The sequence below is a fragment of the Pseudomonas sp. PA-1-3F genome, assembly GCF_021609665.1.
Taxonomy (GTDB): Bacteria; Pseudomonadota; Gammaproteobacteria; order Pseudomonadales; family Pseudomonadaceae; genus Aquipseudomonas; species Aquipseudomonas paracarnis.
The window spans coordinates 21,901-41,034 of the sequence record NZ_WJZD01000031.1 but is presented as its reverse complement, the minus strand read 5'-3'; the positions used below and the strand labels follow the sequence as shown (position 1 = coordinate 41,034).

Here is a 19,134-nt window from a genome sequence, read left to right as displayed (position 1 = left end):
GATAACCTTGTCCCTTTGTTTTCATTGGTCCGGCTATTCTAGCGCCTGACCCGCCGAAAAGGTTGATCCTGCTCATGAGCCAAGCGCCCCTCGTCCTGGTGGACGGTTCTTCTTATCTGTATCGCGCCTTCCACGCGCTGCCACCGCTGACCACCTCCAAAGGCCTGCCCACCGGTGCGGTCAAGGGCGTGTTGAACATGCTCAAAAGCCTGCGCAAGCAGTACCCGGACAGCCCATTTGCGGTGGTTTTCGACGCCAAGGGTGGGACTTTTCGCGATGAGATGTACGCCGAATACAAAGCCAACCGCCCGAGCATGCCTGATGACATGCGCCTGCAGATCGAGCCGCTGCATCAAAGCGTGATCGCTCTTGGCTTCCCGTTGCTGTGCGTCGAGGGCGTCGAGGCCGATGACGTGATTGGCACCCTGGCCCGCAGCAGCGCGGCCGCCAGCCGCCCGGTGGTGATCTCGACCGGTGACAAAGACATGGCGCAGCTGGTGGACGGCCACATTACCTTGGTCAACACCATGACCGGTAGCTCGATGGACATCGAGGGCGTTAAGGAGAAATTCGGCGTCGCTCCGGAGCAGATCATCGACTATCTGGCGTTGATGGGTGACTCGTCCGACAACATTCCCGGCGTTCCGGGCATTGGCCCCAAGACCGCCTCCGGCTTGCTGGTGGGAGTCAATGGCGGCCTCAAAGAGCTTTATGAGCAGCTGGATATCGTGCCGACCCTGCCTATCCGTGGGGCCAAGACCCTGCCGGCCAAGCTGGAGGAGCACAAGGAGATGGCATTCCTGTCCTATCAGTTGGCGACGATCAAGATCGATGTGCCGCTGGATATCGGGTTGGATGATTTGCACCTGATCGAACCGGATCGCGAAAAGCTGCTGGAGCTGTACACGCTGCTTGAGTTCAAGAGCTGGTACGACGAGATTCAGCGCGATGCCAAGCGTGTCGAGCTCAAATCGGCGAGCGAGGTTGCGCCGGCCGCCGAAATGCCGGTCGAGGCTGTTATATCGGTACCGGTCGAGGCGGTTTACACCACTATTCTGGATCAGGCCACCTTCGACGTGTGGCTGAAAAAACTCCACGATGCGCCGTTGTTTGCTTTCGACACCGAAACCACCGGCATCGACGCCCAGCAGGCGCAATTGGTCGGGGTCTCGTTTGCTGTGCAGCCCCATGAAGCCGCCTACATCCCGCTGACCCATTCCTATATCGGCGCGCCGGATCAATTGGACCGCGACACCGTTCTGCTGGCCCTGAAACCGCTGCTGGAAGACCCGACCAAACTCAAGGTGGGCCAGCACGCCAAGTTCGATATGAACATCCTGGCCAACTGCGCCATTGGTGGCGACCCTGCCCAGGGCATTACCGTGCGCGGCATCGCCTTCGACACCATGCTCGAATCCTACGTGCTCAATTCCACCGCGACGCGGCACGACATGGACAGTCTGGCGAAGAAGTACCTGGACCACGACACGGTCAGCTTCCAGGACATCGCCGGCAAAGGGGCCAAGCAACTCACGTTCGATCAGATCGCCCTTGAGCAAGCCGGCCCCTATGCGGCCGAAGATGCCGACGTGACCTTGCGCCTGCATCAGCACTTGTACGCGCAACTGGCGGCGATCCCGAGCCTGGCCAGTGTGCTGACGGACATCGAGATCCCGCTGGTGCCGGTGCTGGCACGCATCGAGCGCCAGGGCGCACTGGTAGACAAGGACCTGCTCGGCATTCAGAGCATCGAGCTGGGTAACAAGATGGTCGAGCTGGAGCGCCAGGCGTACGAGATCGCCGGTGAAGAATTCAACCTGGGCTCGCCCAAGCAGCTCGGGGCGATCCTGTACGAGAAGCTCGGCATGCCGGTGCTGAAAAAAACCGGCAAGGGCCAGGCATCCACCGCTGAGGAAGTGTTGGCCAAACTGGCCGAAGATGATTTTCCGTTGCCCAAGGTACTGATGCAGTACCGCAGCATGAGCAAGCTCAAAAGTACCTATACCGACCGCCTGCCGGAACAGATCAACCCGCGTACCGGGCGTATTCATACGTCTTACCACCAGGCCGTCGCGGCGACCGGGCGCTTGTCCTCCAGCGATCCGAACCTGCAGAACATCCCGGTGCGCACCGCCGAGGGGCGGCGCATTCGCCAGGCGTTTGTCGCGCCCAAGGGCTACAAACTGCTGGCGGCGGACTATTCGCAGATCGAGCTGCGGATCATGGCGCATTTGTCCAAGGACGAAGGCCTGATGAACGCCTTCCGCAATGACCTGGACGTGCACACGGCCACGGCGGCCGAAGTGTTCAAGGTCGAGTTGAATGAGGTCACGTCCAACCAGCGCCGCAGCGCCAAGGCGATCAACTTTGGCCTGATTTACGGCATGGGCGCCCAGAAGCTGGGCAAGGACATCGGCGTCGATACCAAGACCGCCAAGGCTTACATCGATGTGTACTTCGCTCGCTATCCAGGGGTGCGCGAATATATGGAGCGAACCCGCGCCCAGGCGGCGGATCAGGGGTATGTCGAAACCTTCTTCGGGCGGCGCCTGTACTTGCCGGATATCAACTCCAACAAGCCCCAGGAGCGCGCGGCGGCCGAGCGCACAGCGATCAACGCGCCGATGCAGGGTACGGCGGCGGACATCATCAAGAAAGCCATGGTGCAGGTGGATAACTGGCTGACCGAGTCGGGCCTGGATGCCAAGGTCATCCTTCAAGTGCACGACGAATTGGTGCTGGAGGTGCGTGAAGACCTGGTCGCGCAGGTCAGCGAGAAGATTCGCGAGCATATGAGCGCGGCGGCTCAGTTGGACGTGCCTTTGGTGGTGGACGTAGGCGTAGGCGATAACTGGGACGAGGCGCACTGATTCCGCGGCTTTGCCATCACCGTCAGTGGTGGCGAAGCGGTTTAGATCGGAAACCGTCGTCAGTTATTTCCAATAGTTTTTTGAGCCTGTCGGAACTTAACCTGTGAACTGCCACTCAGAGTTACTGAATGGGTGGTGAAGCCCTTCAATGCTCCTATGTTGTGTTAAGTGTTGGCAGATAATTCCAGACCCCGCCCTAGCGGTCCGGAACTTGAACCCCGAACTTCCCCTCCCCAAAAGAAGTCCGGGGTTTTTTTTGCCCGTAGAAAAGTTACTCGGCGATTTCTGCGCCCTTGTCCGCCAATTCCATCCAGCCGGCCAGTACGGTGTAGGCCTCTTCAAGGCCCATGCGCTTGGGGGCGGAGAACAGCTGAATCGTGATGGTATCGCCCCAGCCCTTACGGATTTCGGACTGCACTTTGAGCAGGGTGTTCTTGGCTGCGCCGTAGGTGAGCTTGTCGGCCTTGGTCAGCAAAATGTGCATCGGCATGCCGCTGGCGACAGCCCAGTCGAGCATCAGCAAGTCGAAGTCGGTCATTGGATGGCGTATGTCCATCATCAGGATCAAACCCTTCAAACTCTCGCGACCGCCCAGGTAAGCCTCAAGGTGACGCTGCCAGTGCAGCTTCAGCGGGATAGGTACTTTTGCATAACCGTAGCCCGGCAGGTCGACCAGACGCCGATCATCGTCTAGCTTGAAGAAATTGAGTAGTTGCGTGCGGCCCGGGGTTTTCGAGGTGCGCGCCAGGCTGGCGTGAGTCAGGGTGTTCAGTGCGCTGGATTTACCGGCGTTGGAACGGCCGGCAAAGGCGACTTCAAAGCCCTCGTCATCGGGGCATTGGTCCACTTTGGCGGCGCTGAGCATGAAGGTGGACTGTTGGCACAGGCCGAGGATGGGGTTCTTGAGTTGCATGAGATTTCCGATGTGGGCGGTGCCGAGAAAGGGTGCGGCAAGCGGTGTCGTTTCCGTTTCAGTAGCGCCAGTATATAATGCCGCAGATTTTGTGTGTGCTTTGTCCCAGCGAAGGATGAGGTTCACGGGAGCGAAAGACCTTTATTGCGCATTAGAACGCAAAACGCTCTCAAACCCTGAATAGGTCGATGTATGGATCGACGGTTGCTCGCTTCTGCTGCCCTGATTCCGCTTTACGGCGCTCAGGCTACACAGGATCAACCGAGTTTGCATGGTCAGGCTGAAGCAGTGCGTGACCCAGGGTTTCAAGGCAATGCCGCCGCGTGGTTTGTGCATGGACTGCAGTACTGAGGATTACCAGGCCGTCATTGATTTGATGGTGAGTAAACCCGGTAGATAACTCTTAAACCCTTAGCCGTAGTTGGATTAGCTGATGAACAAACTGATCGTGAGTCTGCTGTTGACCTTGGGCATCACAGGCGCTGCCGTCGCTGCAGAGGGCCCCGTCAAAGGTGATGCCACTGCCGGTCAAGCGAAGGCCGCCGTGTGTGGTGCCTGCCACGGGCCGGATGGTAACAGCCCGGCGCCGAACTTCCCCAAACTGGCCGGCCAGGGTGAACGCTACCTGAGCAAGCAGATGCACGACATCAAGGACGGCAAGCGCACGGTGCTGGAAATGACCGGCCTGCTGACCAATCTCAACGATCAGGACCTGGCGGACCTCGCGGCGTATTTTGCCAGCCAGAAGGGTAGCGTGGGAGCTGCCGATCCTAAATTGGTCGCCCGCGGAGAGCAGTTGTTCCGTGGCGGTAACCTGGAAAAAGGCTTGCCCGCCTGCACCGGTTGCCACTCGCCCAATGGCGCAGGCAACGCTGCCGCAGGCTTCCCGCACCTAAGCGGCCAGCATGCCACCTACATCGCCAAACAGTTGACCGACTTCCGCAAAGAAGAAGCCGGCCGGGCCAACGATGGGGACGCCATGACCATGCGCACTATCGCTCGCAAGCTGAGCGACGAAGATATCGCAGCCCTCTCCAGTTATATCCAGGGCCTGCACTGACGGGGCTGGGCGTTAACGCTCGATTAATCCCGCGATGCAAGCATAAAAAGGGTGGCTCAGGCCGCCCTTTTTTGTGGCCGCTGCCGTTACACTAACGAACTCATGTCCGCGTAGACCTGTCACAACAAAGGTCGCGTGAGGCGACTTTATTTGTCCAGGAGTAAAGCATGCGTAATCTGATCCTCAGCGCCGCTCTCGTCACTGCCAGCCTCTTCGGCATGACCGCTCAAGCTGCCGATGTGCCGCTTGAAGCCGGTAAAACCTATGTCGAACTGGCTAACCCGGTTCCGGTTGCGGTACCCGGCAAGATCGAGGTGGTGGAGCTGTTCTGGTACGGCTGCCCGCATTGCTACGCCTTCGAGCCGACTATCAACCCATGGGCTGAAAAGCTGCCCAAGGATGTTAACTTCCGTCGCATTCCTGCCATGTTCGGTGGCCCATGGGACGCCCACGGCCAACTGTTCCTGACGCTGGAAGCCATGGGTGTTGAGCACAAGGTCCACAACGCTGTCTTCGAAGCGATCCAGAAACAAGGCAAGCGCCTGACCAAACCGGACGAAATGGCTGACTTCGTTGCTACTCAAGGTGTCGACAAGGACAAGTTCCTGGCGACCTTTAACTCCTTCGCTATCCAGGGCCAAATCAAACAGGCCAAGGAACTCGCGCAGAAGTACGGCGTGCAAGGCGTTCCAACTCTGATCGTCAACGGCAAATACCGTTTCGACCTGGGCAGCACCGGTGGTCCTGAAGCGACCCTGAACGTTGCCGACCAACTGATTGCCAAAGAACGCGCTGCCAAGTAAGGGGCTCGCCATGCGCCGCTGGGGTACCGAGCGTGTCGTTGGCCTGCATGAACCGCAGGTCAACGAGCATCATCTGGAGTCCACAGGCCTGCCGGCAGACAGCCGCTTGCGCCTGCTCAGCTTCAATATCCAGGTGGGCAACAGTACCGAGAAGTATCGGCACTATCTTACGCGTGGCTGGCAGCACCTGCTGCCCCACAAGGGGCGTACCGGTAACCTGCAGAAAATCGGCGACCTGCTCAGCGACTTCGACTTGGTCGCCCTGCAGGAAGCCGACGGCGGCAGCCTGCGCTCCGGCTATATCAACCAGGTGGAACACCTGGCTCAGCTGGGCGCCTTCCCGTACTGGTATCAGCAACTCAACCGCAACCTGGGGCGCCTGGCGCAGCACAGCAATGGCGTACTCAGCCGCCTCAAACCCACGGCTATTGAAGATCATCCCTTGCCAGGCCCCAAAGGGCGCGGGGCGATCCTTGTGCGTTTTGGCGAAGGCCCGGAAGCCTTGGTGGTGGTGATGATGCACCTGGCCCTCGGGGGGCGTACGCGCAACCTGCAACTGGCCTACGTGCGTGAATTGATTGGTAACTACAAGCACCAGGTGCTCATGGGTGACATGAACACCCATGCCAACGACCTGCTGCAGAATTCTCCGCTGCGCGACCTGGGGTTACTGGCCCCGCAAGTCGAAGCCACGTTTCCCAGCTGGCGCCCGCAGCGCTGTCTTGACCATATCCTGCTCAGCCCAAGCCTCACACTGGAAAGTGTGCAGGTGCTAGCGCAGCCCATTTCCGATCACCTGCCGGTCGCGGTAGAGATTCGTCTGCCGGGTTCGCTCACGGCTGATGCATTACCCGCGTTGAGCCCAGGCCCTCGCGGACCCCTTGCATGAGCGACGACGCCCAGCGCTGGAAAGAGAAATACCTCCAGAGCATCGAGCAACAAGACAAACTCGAACGCCGCTGGGCTGCCCGCCTCGATTTGCTGCGCCGCGGGCTGGTGCGCAGCACGCTGGCCGCTGAAGGCACCGACCGCGCCGTCGATCAATGCATGAAGGAAATGCGCGATGTCGTGCGCACGGACGACATGGACGCTGCCCTCGCCGCTTTACTGCCACGCCTGGAAAAGGCCGTGCTGGATTCGGAGCAGCGCCGCGAAACCCGTGTCGACCAGATCAGCACCGCGCTCACCGCCTTGGTCACCCAGTTGCAAAAGCTGCCGTTGCCCCGCGAGGTGGCTCGCCCGCTGAAAACCTTCGCCAAGCAACTCGATGGTCGCGTGGCACAAGCGCGGGAGATACCCCTGCTACTCAGTGAGCTGAGCAGCCTGCAGGGGCAGGCGCTGAATAATCTGGAGCCTGAAGGCGATACCGCACGCCCAGGCCCGGGCCTGTTGCAACGCCTGTTCGGTAGTAAGGAGGCCGCCAGTGAAGCATTGCCGGTTGACGCTGAGCCACTGCCGGCAATGCAATTGGCAGCGCCAAAGCCTGCAGCGCCCAAACCCGCACCCGAACCGGAAGAACCTGCGCAATCGGAAGAGCTGACCCAAGCCTTGCGTGCCTTTGCACCGCTGTCACCCACACCCGTGGCCTTGAAGGCTGCGCCTGTTGCCGCGGCCGAAGGGCAAGAGGTCGCCAGAGAAACGCCGGTATTCGACGCTCCAGAGCTGCCGTCGATTGCGCCTGCGCAATTACCGGAGCCCGACGTGCAGGCGCCACCGGTTGCGGAGCCTGCTCACGAAAGCGCACTCGCTGCCTTTATCGAACCGCCGCCGGCTCCAGTCGAAACGCCGAATGAGACCACCATCGGCAGCCTGTCGCTGCCCCCCGTGCTGGAAAGCCCCGAGCCCGACGAACTGCAACCGGACGGCACCTACGCCCTGCCCGATTCGCCTGAACCATCCTACAGTTCGGTGGCCAAGCACATTGAAGGCACTTTGCTTGGCCTGCTGGACGATCTTTCCCTGCCCGAACGTCACCAGCCCCAGGCCGAGGCAATGCGTGAGCGTCTCGCCCATGGTTTGAATTGGTACGAACTGCTGCCGATCCTGGATGACCTGGCCGTGCTGATGCTGGCGGTCACCGACAGTGGCCAGCATGAGTTCGAGGCTTATCTCAAGCAGCTCAACGAGCGTCTCGAGGCATTCCAGGGTCATCTGCAGGTCGCCAGCGAGGGCCACGCCGACAGCAGCCTGGCCGCGCGGGAGTTGGACACACAGATTCGCGAGCAGGTCGACGGCCTGCAAAGCAGCGTGCAGGACGCCGCCGACTTGGACAGCCTCAAGCAGGTGCTCGAAAGCCATCTTGAAGGCTTGCTCGGTACCATGGATGAACACCAGCAACAGCGTGACCTGCGCGAACAGGAAGTGGCCGCACGCCTCAAAGGTCTGGCTGAACGCGTGGCCCATATGGAACAGGAAGCCCAGGGCTACCGCGAGCACCTGGAGGTACAACGCCAGAAGGCCTTGCTCGATCCGCTCACCGGGTTGCCCAACCGTGCGGCGTGGAGCGAACGCCTCGATTACGAGGTCAATGCCTGGCATCAGCGGGGTAACAGCCTGTCGCTGGCCATGCTCGACCTGGACCACTTCAAGCGCATCAACGACGGCTACGGTCACCTGGCAGGGGACAAAGTCTTGAAGATCATCGCCAATGTGCTGAGCAAACGCCTGCGGCCGACTGACTTCATCGCGCGTTTCGGGGGTGAAGAGTTTGTGCTGCTAATGCCCGACTCAGCTTTGGCGGATGCGTTGGCCGTGGGTGAACTATTGCGTGAGGCCATTGCAGCGTGCCCGTTCCACTTCAAAGGTGAACCGGTAACGATCACGGTGTCCATGGGCGTGGCGCAGTTTCAGGCCGGCGAGCGCAGTGACCTAGCGCTCAAGCGTGCCGACGAGGCGCTCTACAGGGCAAAGGCTGCGGGACGTAATCAGGTGCAGGCGGCATAAAAGATGTTCCATTTTGTGATTTGACCGCCTAGCCATGAACCTTACGTTACACTGTTGCATTATCGTCTTTCAGTGTAATGCCTCTCGCCATGAAATCCTTGTATATCGCTTTAGCGTTTCTTCTGCTCGCCGGCTGCGCCAGCGGCCCGCGCCTGAACACCAGCCATCCTTCGGTCAACCACGACAACCGCGTGCAGTTCGTTGTGGTGCATTACACCTCGACCAACCTTGAACGTTCCCTGGCGCTGTTGACCCATGGCCAGGTCAGCAGCCATTACCTGATCGGCGACGACGCCTCCGGCACCATCTACAAGCTGGTGGATGAAAGCCAGCGCGCCTGGCACGCGGGGGAAAGCGAGTGGATGGGGCGCACCTGGCTCAACTCCAGCTCCATCGGCATAGAGATCGTCAACCCAGGGTTCAGTGATACGCCGACGGGGCGTGTGTGGTACCCGTATTCCGAAGCGCAGGTGCAGTCGCTGATCGTCCTGCTCAAGGACATCAGCAAGCGCAATGGCATCGACCCCAAGAACATCATCGGGCACAGCGACATTGCCCCACTGCGCAAGCTGGACCCAGGCCCGTTGCTCCCTTGGAAACGCTTGGCGGCAGAAGGTCTGGCCGTGTGGCCGGATGCCCAGGCAGTGGCCCGGTTCCAGGTGCAGTACGCCGCGCAGTTGCCGAGCATTACCTGGTTCCAGGAAGAGCTGGCGCGCCTGGGCTACCAGACGCCGCAGACCGGTGAGCTGGATGTGGCCACAAGGCACGTCATCGCTGCGTTCCAGATGCGCTTTCGCCCGTCATTGTTTGACGGCACCCCAGACGCTGAAAGCGCCGCGATCCTGAAGGCCTTGAATCACCGCTGATGGTGTAACAATGTTGGAGCGAGCTTGCTGTGGCGAGGGAGCTTGCTCCCGTTCGACAGCGAAGCTGGAGCCGGCTTTTTTGAGGGGCGCTTCGCACCCCAGCGCAAGCAAGCTTGCTCGCTATAGGGTTCTCGCTCCTACAGGGGCAATGCCATATAGAACTGCGTACCCTGCCCCGGTCGTGAGTACACACCCATGCGGCCGCCGTGCAATTGCACGATTTCCTTGCACAGTGCCAAGCCCAGGCCCGCACCGCCCTTCTTGCGGCCCACCTGTACAAAGGGTTCGAAGATCCGCCCTTGCTGGCCGTAGGCAATGCCTTCGCCGTTGTCCTCGACGCTGATAATCACCCGCTCACCATGCCGTCGTGCCTGCAGGCGAATCTGCCCGCCTTCGGCGGTGTGGCGCAGGGCATTGCCCAACAGGTTGTCGAGCACCCGCTCCAGTTGCACTTGGTCGGCATACAGCCTTGGCAACTCAGGTTGAGCTTCTACCAGCAACTCAATGTGCTGGGCGTTCGCAGGCTCAGCAAACCGAGCCCGTGCGTGCTCCAGCAAGTCGGTGACATCGCACGTGCCCAGGGTGAGTTTCTGCAGGCCGTTCTGGTAGCGCGAGAAGTTGAGCAGGTCGTTGATCAACTGCATCAGGCGCTGCATTTCTTCATTCACCGTATCCAGCAGGTCCGCCTCGCGGGAGTCCGGTGGGAACTTGGCCCGCTCACGGAACAAGCCGAAGGCCATGTGCATGCCGGTAACCGGCGTGCGCAGCTCATGGGAGGCGCGCAACACGAACTCGCTGCGCACCCGTTCGAAGGCGCGCTGTTCAGTCACATCATGCAGCACCATCACGGCCCCGAGAATGTGCCCCTGTGTATGGCTAACCGGGGTCAGGCTGTAGGTCAGCAGGCGCAACTCACCCTCGACTTCCACCTCCAGATCGTCCGGGGCCCGCTCCAGGTTGCCGCCGCGCAGCACCAGTTGCAGCTGTTCATCCATTTCCGCACGACCCATGGCTTCACCAAGGCCTTGACCCAGCCGCTCCTCATCCCAGCCCAATTGGCGCTGCGCTACAGGGTTGAGGTGCTCCAGGCAGCCTTGGCGATCAATCATCAACAGGCCGTCGTCGATACTGTCGAGCACCGCTTGCAGGCGCTGTTGGCCGGCCAGCAGCTCATCGATGTTAGTGGCCTGATGTTGGCGCAACGCTTCGGCCATGATGCCGAAACGTCGGGTCAACAGGTTCATTTCCGCTGCGGAGGAGATCGGCAGCGTGACTTCAAAGTCACCCTGCCCGATCTTGTCGGCGGCCTTGGCCAAGGCTTCGATGGGACCACCGAAACGCCGGGCGATGCCATGGGCCGTGACGAAACCGATGATCAGCACCGCGAGCCCTACCAGCCCGAGCAGGCCCGCTATCAACAGGGCGCGCTCACGGGATTTATGTTCACTGGTACTGATATTTTCCAGGGCCCGCTTGTGGTCGGCGATCAAGCCGTTGCGCAGTATGTTGAAGGTCTCGGTGAGCTTTTCCTTGCTGCCCGCAGGCGGTGATGTCTGCTGGGATTGGTCAAACGCCTTGAGCAGATTCTGGTAATCCGAGCGTGCCTGGCTGAAACCATGGTTTTTGCCGTCGACCTGCTCATGGGCGATGCCCTGGTCCAACAGATCGAAATAATGCTGCTTGGAGGCTTGCAGGGCGTCTGGGTCGGGACGCTTTTCCAGCATCATGATCAACTGGTCGCCCAGGCTCTGACGCAATTTGAGCCCCAGGTCCAGGGTGATGAAATTACTGCGGATCAGCGATTCCTGGGTCTTGGCCATTTGCATGACGCTGACCAAGCCCAGGACCAACCCCAGCAAAGCCACGGTAATCAAGGCTGAGATGCTCAGGAATAACCGGGTGCGCAGTTTCATCGCGAGCTTCATAAGGTCCTGTTCAAAGGTTGTACTGCTTGCGTTTGCGGTACAGCGTCGACGCATCGATGCCGAGTGTGCGGGCCGCTTGGTCCAGTGTGTCGCTGGTCGCAAGTACGGCGCCGATATGGGCTTTCTCCAGCTCGTCAAGGCTCAAAGCCGACCCGATACGCGGTGCATTGTTGGCCGGTTGCTCGGCCATCCCTAGGTGGCTGATCTCAACCTTCTCCTGGGGGCAGATGATGCTGGCGCGTTCCACTACGTTGCGCAGTTCACGAATATTGCCGGGCCAGCGGTAGTTCAGTAGCGCTTCGCGGGCATTATCGCTGAAGCCGCGCGCCGGGCGTGCGTATTCCTTGACGAAGCGGGCAAGGAAGCGGTCAGCCAGGGTCAGGATGTCTTCACTGCGTTCGCGCAGCGGGGGCAAGTGCAAGGTGATGACATTCAGACGGTAGAGCAAGTCTTCACGGAAACGGCCATCGCGCACCATGTCTTCCAGGTTCAGGTTGGTGGCTGCGAGGATGCGCACGTCAGCGCGGCGGGTGACCGGGTCGCCCACGCGCTCATACTCTTTGTCTTGGATAAACCGCAGCAACTTGGGTTGCAACGTGAGGGGGAAATCGCCGATCTCGTCGAGAAACAGCGTACCGCCGTCCGCCTGGTTCACTCGGCCCAGGGTGCTTTCACTGGCGCCGGTGAATGCGCCGCGGCTATGGCCGAACAGTTCGCTTTCCATCAGTTCGGCGGTCAGTGACGGGCAGTTGATGGTCACGCAGGACTTCTTCGAGCGTTTGCTCCAGCCGTGTATCGCCCGGGCCAACTCACCTTTACCGGTGCCGGACTCGCCGAGAATCAAGATATTGGCGTCCGTCCCGGCCACCTGCCGCGCGGTTTCCAACACCACCATCATGGCCGGGCTATGGGAGTCCAGGCCGTCTTTGGGCTGGCGCACCTCGCCTTCCAGCGCTTCCAGCCGCGCAGAGAGCTGACGCACCTCCAGTTGCTTGGCCGTGGCCAGGCGCAGTTGGTCGGGGCTGCAAGGTTTGACCAGGTAGTCGGCGGCGCCAGCCTGGATGGCGTCCACGGCGGTATCCACGGCCGAATGGGCGGTCACAATCACCACGCGCATCCACGGAGCCTGCACGCGCATCTGGGCCAGCACGTCCAGGCCATTGTCCTCGCCCAGGCGCAGGTCGAGGAAGCACAGGTCGAACACCTGACGCTGCATCAGGGCATCGGCCTGGGCGGCGCTGTTCGCGGTGGCGACGGTGTAGCCCTCATCTTCCAGGCAATAGCGGAAGGTGCGCAGGATCGCGGATTCGTCATCCACTAAAAGAATGCGGCCTTGAAGTTCCTTGGCTGAATCCATCTGTCCCGCACTCCTTAACTATAAATGTGATGGTGTTTAGTCCCGGAATAATCGGGCAAGTTGCATGGTTTATTCTGATTCATAAAAGGCTTCTTCGTGCAGCTATCTGCGCGCCTTCCTACAGACGACGTCTGAAGGCATTTTCCCTTCCTTTCACCCTTCGATCCTTCGATGTGTGCGCTGGGTGTCTGGTTCCGACCCCCGACCATCGTGCATTTCGCACGGCCTGCAAGGAGGCATCGTGCAGGATGCTAGGCGACGAATCTATCGAGCAAGTGTAAATGCTTGATTTTATTGTGTTTTATTTTGCAATAAAGCTGGCATGCACTCTGCAATATCTCCCCCAAGAGCGTCATGAACGAATAATCAGAATGCGGGAGTAATGCAGCATGACTCGCCAAAGCCTCAGCCAATTGCGTGTATCGCCGCTGCGCTTGCAGCAGGGCCTGTTCGCCAGCCTGGCCTTGATGGTCACGTTGATTGCCGGCCAGCAGTTGCAGCATTGGCAGGAGCGTGCGCAGCCAGCCCCGCAATTTGAACGTCCTGTCATGACCCAGACCCATTTTCGTTCCATTGGCAGCGCCAGCGCCGATGTGACTGCCCCGCAATTGAGCCTGGTAGACCAGGGTTCCACTCTGGACGAACTGCCGACCCATGACCGTTGGGTGTTCTAGGCAAAAAACGTCGCTCGTGTTGAGCGGCTGCACGGCATCACCGCTGTTACCCCTATAGAAGCATAAGGAGAATCACCATGTTGAGTTGGGCAATCACATTTCTGATCATCGCCATTGTGGCCGCAGTCCTGGGCTTCGGTGGTATCGCTGGCACCGCCACCGGCATCGCCAAGATCCTGTTTGTGGTCTTCCTGGTGATGTTTATCGCTTCGTTCTTCTTTGGTCGCAAAGGCCGAGGTTGAATATGGTCAGCCTGCCTTTTAAAGCCCTTGCTGCCGCCCTGCTGTTGGGCGGCAGCGGCCTGGCCATGGCCGCCAACGACGGCCAGTCCCGGGCTAACGAATTGCTCAGCGCGGATCCGCAGTACCGTGAAACCTGGCAAGACGTGGTGAAGAAAGAGGAACGCCTGCCCGAATGGGTGATGAACCTGTCGGGCACGGCCGAGCAAATGAATGCCGTTGAGGAAGATGGCGACAAGTACTTGGTCGGGCCGCTTTGCGAAACCGCAGACACCTGCCTGAACAAGCGCCTGATCGTTGCCTTCAGCCTCGACAAGGAAGATGCCTACGCCATGTTGGTGGAAGTCCCGGCGGGTTTGCCAGCGGACAAGTCCCCGACACGGCACGCCGATTACCGTTTCCTCGGTAAGCCGGACGAGGGTATGCAAAAGCTGCTGATGGAACAGCTCAAGAAAGATCCGAATTGGTACTAGGTTCCGTCTGACGGAGCCGGCGTCCATAGAAGGAAGCCCTTGTGCTTCTTTCTGTTTGCATCGCTCCTTGAGTGATGCATGACCAGGGGGCCGGGTTGCTCTGATCGATCAGGATCGGCGTGACCTACGGGTACAGGGAGTACCTGCGCAAGGGCCGGGTCAGGCGAAAAGCTGCGACGCAAGTTCACAAGACCTCAAGCTTGCTGAACTTGCGGCGGGCTTACGACTCTCATTCCCGCGTTTCATGCCGCCTATAGCGGCAGTTTTGTTTTTTGCGTCTGGCCAACCATTACCGGGTATGTCGGCGTGACCATCTATCGAGAATTTTTCAATCGCGCTATAGGATCTTTCCGATCCTAGGTAATGGATTTCTCAGACATTTCTGCCAGCCAATCGAAGTCGTCCAGTATCTCTGCGCGAGCCTGATTTGGCTGCTTAACGGCATATTCACCCGCTCGAATGGCGGATACGAACTGACCGTTTGGACAAATATTTTCAAAAAAAGCCATGCCGATTCGGCATAGGGTAGGCGTTTACGGCATTAGACGTCGCTCCCTTGCATGGGAATAGTTGCGCCTTTTTTCGCCTGCCAGTAAGCCATTTCGGCCACGCTGCGGTGACCTTCCATGGAGGCAGATGCACACACTTTTTCGCTTTCGAGCGTTGCAGCTGGCGCATTTGCCGTAAGTCCACTTGAAGCAAGGGTAATGACATGAAGAAGGCAAAGCTAAGCCTCGCCTGGCAGATCCTCATCGGTTTGGTACTGGGCATTGCAATCGGTGCCGTGCTCAACCATTTCAGTGCTGAAAAGGCCTGGTGGATCAGCAATGTGTTGCAGCCGGCGGGCGATATCTTTATCCGCCTGATCAAGATGATCGTGATCCCGATTGTGATTTCTTCGCTGATCGTCGGTATTGCCGGTGTCGGCGACGCGAAAAAGCTCGGTCGTATCGGCGTCAAAACCATCCTCTACTTCGAAATCGTCACCACCATCGCCATCGTGGTGGGCCTGTTGCTCGCCAACCTGTTCCACCCAGGCGCTGGCATCGACATGAGTACCCTGGGTACCGTCGATATCTCCAAGTACCAGGCGACTGCCGCCGAAGTGCAGCATGAACATGCGTTCATCGAGACCATCCTCAACCTGATCCCCTCGAACATCTTCGCCGCAGTCGCCCGAGGCGAGATGCTGCCGATCATCTTCTTCTCGGTGTTGTTCGGCCTGGGCCTGTCGAGCCTCAAGCCTGAACTGCGCGAACCGCTGGTGACCATGTTCCAGGGCGTGTCCGAGAGCATGTTCAAAGTCACCCACATGATCATGAAGTACGCCCCTATCGGTGTATTTGCACTGATCGCGGTGACGGTCGCCAACTTCGGCTTCGCCTCGCTGCTGCCGCTGGCCAAGCTGGTGATCCTGGTTTACGTCGCGATCCTGTTCTTCGCCTTCGCGGTCCTGGGTTTGATCGCACGCCTGTTTGGCTTCTCGATCCTCAAGCTGATCCGCATCTTCAAAGATGAGTTGGTATTGGCTTACTCCACCGCCAGCTCCGAAACCGTGCTGCCGCGTGTGATCGAGAAGATGGAAGCCTACGGCGCGCCGAAAGCGATCTGCAGCTTCGTGGTGCCGACCGGCTATTCGTTCAACCTCGACGGTTCGACCCTGTACCAGAGCATCGCGGCCATCTTCATTGCCCAGCTGTATGGCATCGACCTGTCGATCGGCCAGCAACTGATGCTGGTACTGACCCTGATGGTGACCTCCAAAGGTATCGCCGGCGTGCCGGGCGTGTCCTTCGTGGTGTTGTTGGCGACGCTGGGCAGCGTGGGCATCCCACTGGAAGGCTTGGCGTTTATCGCCGGTGTCGACCGTGTGATGGACATGGCGCGTACCGCCCTGAACGTGATCGGCAATGCCTTAGCCGTACTGGTTATCTCCCGTTGGGAAGGCATGTACGACGACGCCAAGGGCGAGCGCTACTGGAATTCCCTGCCGCACTGGCGCAGCAAGGAAGCCCTGCCTACGGCACAAGCCACCCGTAGCTGATTGCAGATTGATCGAAAACAAACCCCGGAAATTTCCGGGGTTTGTCGTTTCTGCCAGCCCCGTTATCATTCGCCCCATCTTTCGGGGGACTTATCTGATGCTCAATGGCCTGTGGCTTGGCTTCTTTGTCGTGGCAATGGTGTCAGCACTGGCGCAATGGCTGGTGGGCGGTAACGCCGGGATCTTCGCGGCGATGGTCGAAAGCATTTTCGCCATGGCCAAATTGTCGGTGGAAGTCATGGTGCTGCTGTTCGGTACCCTGACGTTATGGCTGGGCTTTCTGCGAATTGCCGAAAAAGCCGGGATCGTCGATTGGCTGGCCAAGGCCCTCGGCCCGCTGTTTCGCCGCCTGATGCCGGAAGTGCCCGCCGGGCACCCCGCGATCGGTTTGATCACCCTCAACTTTGCCGCCAACGGCCTGGGCCTGGACAACGCCGCCACGCCCATCGGCCTGAAAGCCATGAAGGCGCTGCAAGAGCTCAACCCCATCCCCAATACGGCGACCAACGCTCAGATCCTGTTCCTGGTGCTCAACGCGTCCTCGCTGACGCTGTTGCCGGTGACCATTTTCATGTACCGCGCTCAGCAAGGCGCCGCGGACCCGACGCTGGTGTTCCTGCCGATCCTGCTGGCCACCAGCGCCTCAACCCTGGTGGGCCTGCTGTCGGTGGCGGTGATGCAGCGTCTGCGGCTGTGGGACCCTGTGGTGCTGGCCTATCTGGTCCCCGGCGCGTTGATGCTTGGTGGCTTCATGGCGCTGCTGGCGACCCTGTCTGCCACAGCGCTGGCCGGTTTGTCGTCGATCCTGGGCAACCTCACACTGTTTGGCTTGATCATGCTGTTCCTAGTGATCGGCGCGTTGCGCAAGGTCAAGGTGTACGAGGCCTTTGTCGAAGGCGCCAAGGAAGGCTTCGACGTAGCCAAGAACCTGTTGCCCTATCTGGTGGCGATGCTGTGTGCGGTTGGCGTGTTGCGTGCCTCGGGCGCCTTGGAGTTCGGCCTGGAAGGGATTCGCCATGTGGTTGCCTGGACTGGCCTGGATACGCGCTTTGTCGACGCGCTGCCGACCGCGATGGTCAAGCCGTTCTCCGGCAGCGCGGCGCGGGCGATGCTGATCGAGACCATGCAGACCCAGGGTGTTGACAGCTTCCCGGCGTTGGTGGCGGCGACGATTCAGGGCAGTACGGAAACCACGTTTTATGTGCTGGCCGTGTACTTCGGCTCGGTAGGCATCCAGCGGGCGCGGCATGCGGTGGGGTGTGCGTTGTTCGCGGAGTTTGCTGGTGTGGTCGCGGCTATTTCGGTGTGCTACTGGTTTTTTGGTTAAGGCCACAATCGTTATCGCAGGCAAGCCAGCTCCCACAGTTTGATGTGTGAACGCAGTAAAATGTGGGAGCTGGCTTGCCTGCGATGAGGCCTTCAAGGTTTCAGAGCGGTATTGCCCTGGCTGACTACCCAATCCACCACCTGCTTATTCAGCTGATCCCCAGCCTGGCCAAAAGCAGCCACCACCGCTGGCACCTTGGCGTCACTCACTGGCTGCCTCACTTCAAACCGGCGGCTGGCGATAATCCTTTGATCACGCCCACGCACCAATCGCGCGTCGAGGCGAATCACCACCTCCACCGCTTTGCCTCGATACTCACTCTGAAACGCCTGCAACTGCCCGCCCAGTTCATAGTCGGCTTGCAGGTTGGTCTCGTCGGTACTCAACAACGTCACGCGCCCGTCGCGCTGGAAGCCATCCAGCAGGCGATTACGCAGCAGCACCGGCGCCGGGTCGCTCCAGCGTGAATTCGCGTAGTTGCTGATCAAGTTGCCATCTGGCACTACGGCGATGCGCGGGCTATCGAGAAACTCGCTGGTCTGCGGCTTGGTCACGCGCAGCGACCAACTCACCGGCGTGCCTTGGCTGGCCGGTTGGGCGGACGCCAGGCGGTACACGTCCGATGGGTCCGGCTTGGGCAAGATCGAGCACGCGCTGACCAGTGCCAGGGCCATTGGGACGATCATGTGGTAAGCACGCTTCATGGCGTGAACTCCTTGTTCTTGTCACTGCCCAGCAGGTAACCGCTGGGGTTGGCTTCCAGGCGGCGAGAGATGGCGCGCAGCGAGCCGAGGGTTTCACGCAGCTCGCGCACGGCTGGCGCCAGCTCGTTAAGGCCCTGCATGCCGCTGTTCACCGAGTCCTGGTTATTGGTCAGCAAGGTATTGATGGTGGCGGTGCTTTGCTCCAGGGATTTCATCGCCTGCTCGGCGCTCCCGAAGGCTTGCTTGCCTTGTTCACTGAGCAAACCATTGGCGCTGCGCATCAGCACGGTGGTTTGCTCCAGCGCCGCGCCCGCCTGTTTGCTCACCTGCATCAATTGCTGCATCACCACCTTGATGTCGCCGCGTTGCTCGGCAATGGCGCCGGTGGTTTGTTGCAGGTTATCCAAGGTGTTGCTCAGGCGTTCGACGTTTTCCCGCGAGAACAGGTGGTTGGCGTTGTGCAGCAGCAGGTTGACGCTGGTCATCAGGTCGTTGCTGTTATTGAGCAGGCGTGCGATAGGCGATGGCGACGCGATGATTTCCGGCAGGTTGCCGTCCTTGCCCTTGAGCTCCGGGCTCTGCGGGGTGCCCCCACTGAGCTGGATGATCGAGGTGCCGGTGATACCGGTCAGGGCCAGTTTGGCCTGGGTGTCTTCCTTGATTGGCGTTTGCCCGGCCAGGCGGATGCGCGCCAGGACGCGGCGTGGGTCTTTGGGGTCCAGACGCAGGCTGATCACGTCGCCCACCTTGATGCCGCTGTACTGAACCGCACTGCCCTGGGACAGGCCGCTGACCGCTTCGTTGAAGATCACTTCGTAATCCTGGAAGGCGGTATCGACGCTGGACTTGGCCAGCCACAGGCCAAACAGCATCGCGCCGACCACCACAATTACGCTGAACAGTCCGATCATCACATGATGGGCTCGGGTTTCCATG

The 19,134-nt window shown here is 59.9% G+C and carries 16 protein-coding genes and 1 pseudogene; 12 read left to right on the top strand and 5 right to left on the bottom strand.

The genetic code is table 11. From position 1 onward, the window contains the following. The first annotated feature begins 74 nt into the window (after positions 1 to 74). On the top strand, positions 75 to 2,870 hold the full coding sequence (gene polA / locus GIV26_RS20940) for a DNA polymerase I (protein WP_054920911.1): 2,796 nt from the start codon (positions 75 to 77) through the stop codon (positions 2,868 to 2,870). Positions 2,871 to 3,141: 271 nt separating this feature from the next. Here polA and yihA read toward each other — a convergent pair whose 3' ends face one another. Continuing rightward, on the bottom strand, positions 3,142 to 3,783 hold the full coding sequence (gene yihA, locus GIV26_RS20935; RefSeq protein WP_003187369.1) for a ribosome biogenesis GTP-binding protein YihA/YsxC: 642 nt from the start codon (positions 3,781 to 3,783) through the stop codon (positions 3,142 to 3,144). 192 nt (positions 3,784 to 3,975) lie between these two features. On the opposite strand from yihA, the pseudogene GIV26_RS20930 reads away from it, so the two are divergent. The 6 genes and pseudogenes from GIV26_RS20930 (at position 3,976) to GIV26_RS20905 (ending at position 9,455) form a co-directional block, all read left to right on the top strand. Beyond that, positions 3,976 to 4,183 (top strand): annotated as a pseudogene (locus tag GIV26_RS20930) (cytochrome). A 33-nt stretch (positions 4,184 to 4,216) separates the two neighbouring features. Continuing rightward, positions 4,217 to 4,843, top strand: coding sequence for a c-type cytochrome (locus GIV26_RS20925; protein WP_014716340.1), 627 nt, complete (start codon positions 4,217 to 4,219; stop codon positions 4,841 to 4,843). 167 nt (positions 4,844 to 5,010) lie between these two features. Next, positions 5,011 to 5,646, top strand: a complete 636-nt coding sequence (dsbA, locus tag GIV26_RS20920; RefSeq protein ID WP_003187375.1) for a thiol:disulfide interchange protein DsbA — start codon at positions 5,011 to 5,013, stop codon at positions 5,644 to 5,646. A 10-nt stretch (positions 5,647 to 5,656) separates the two neighbouring features. Continuing rightward, on the top strand, positions 5,657 to 6,535 hold the full coding sequence (locus GIV26_RS20915) for an endonuclease/exonuclease/phosphatase family protein (RefSeq protein WP_003187377.1): 879 nt from the start codon (positions 5,657 to 5,659) through the stop codon (positions 6,533 to 6,535). After that, entirely contained in the window at positions 6,532 to 8,589 is a 2,058-nt protein-coding gene (locus GIV26_RS20910; protein WP_236282051.1) for a GGDEF domain-containing protein, read from the top strand. The genes GIV26_RS20915 and GIV26_RS20910 overlap by 4 nt, the downstream gene beginning before the upstream one ends. Before the next feature lie 89 nt (positions 8,590 to 8,678). Further along, positions 8,679 to 9,455: an N-acetylmuramoyl-L-alanine amidase gene (locus GIV26_RS20905; RefSeq protein ID WP_236282049.1), complete on the top strand. Its 777-nt coding sequence runs from the start codon at positions 8,679 to 8,681 to the stop codon at positions 9,453 to 9,455. 137 nt (positions 9,456 to 9,592) lie between these two features. On the opposite strand, the gene GIV26_RS20900 is transcribed toward GIV26_RS20905, so the two are convergent. Then, positions 9,593 to 11,380, bottom strand: a complete 1,788-nt coding sequence (locus GIV26_RS20900; protein WP_054897229.1) for an ATP-binding protein — start codon at positions 11,378 to 11,380, stop codon at positions 9,593 to 9,595. Positions 11,381 to 11,390: 10 nt separating this feature from the next. After that, positions 11,391 to 12,737, bottom strand: a complete 1,347-nt coding sequence (gene algB / locus GIV26_RS20895) for a sigma-54-dependent response regulator transcription factor AlgB (RefSeq protein WP_034129241.1) — start codon at positions 12,735 to 12,737, stop codon at positions 11,391 to 11,393. 389 nt (positions 12,738 to 13,126) lie between these two features. On the opposite strand from algB, the gene GIV26_RS20890 reads away from it, so the two are divergent. From GIV26_RS20890 to GIV26_RS20870, 5 genes are all read left to right on the top strand, one after another. Further along, positions 13,127 to 13,411, top strand: a complete 285-nt coding sequence (locus GIV26_RS20890; protein WP_089041589.1) for a hypothetical protein — start codon at positions 13,127 to 13,129, stop codon at positions 13,409 to 13,411. A 77-nt stretch (positions 13,412 to 13,488) separates the two neighbouring features. Continuing rightward, positions 13,489 to 13,653, top strand: coding sequence for a DUF1328 domain-containing protein (locus tag GIV26_RS20885; RefSeq protein WP_003187386.1), 165 nt, complete (start codon positions 13,489 to 13,491; stop codon positions 13,651 to 13,653). A gap of 2 nt (positions 13,654 to 13,655) precedes the next feature. Further along, positions 13,656 to 14,123, top strand: a complete 468-nt coding sequence (locus GIV26_RS20880; RefSeq protein WP_034129242.1) for an inhibitor of vertebrate lysozyme family protein — start codon at positions 13,656 to 13,658, stop codon at positions 14,121 to 14,123. 712 nt (positions 14,124 to 14,835) lie between these two features. Then, complete coding sequence (gene gltP / locus GIV26_RS20875; RefSeq protein ID WP_003187390.1) at positions 14,836 to 16,167, top strand: glutamate/aspartate:proton symporter GltP; 1,332 nt, start codon at positions 14,836 to 14,838, stop codon at positions 16,165 to 16,167. A gap of 97 nt (positions 16,168 to 16,264) precedes the next feature. Further along, positions 16,265 to 17,494, top strand: coding sequence for a nucleoside recognition domain-containing protein (locus tag GIV26_RS20870; protein ID WP_236282047.1), 1,230 nt, complete (start codon positions 16,265 to 16,267; stop codon positions 17,492 to 17,494). Positions 17,495 to 17,586: 92 nt separating this feature from the next. Here GIV26_RS20870 and GIV26_RS20865 read toward each other — a convergent pair whose 3' ends face one another. Together GIV26_RS20865 and GIV26_RS20860 are read right to left on the bottom strand one after the other, a co-directional pair. Continuing rightward, a complete protein-coding gene (locus GIV26_RS20865; protein WP_070415401.1) occupies positions 17,587 to 18,198 on the bottom strand; it encodes an ABC-type transport auxiliary lipoprotein family protein in 612 nt (203 codons plus the stop codon). Further along, positions 18,195 to 19,133, bottom strand: a complete 939-nt coding sequence (locus GIV26_RS20860) for an MlaD family protein (protein WP_003187394.1) — start codon at positions 19,131 to 19,133, stop codon at positions 18,195 to 18,197. Before GIV26_RS20860 ends, GIV26_RS20865 begins: the two co-directional genes overlap by 4 nt. Position 19,134 lies beyond the last annotated feature (1 nt).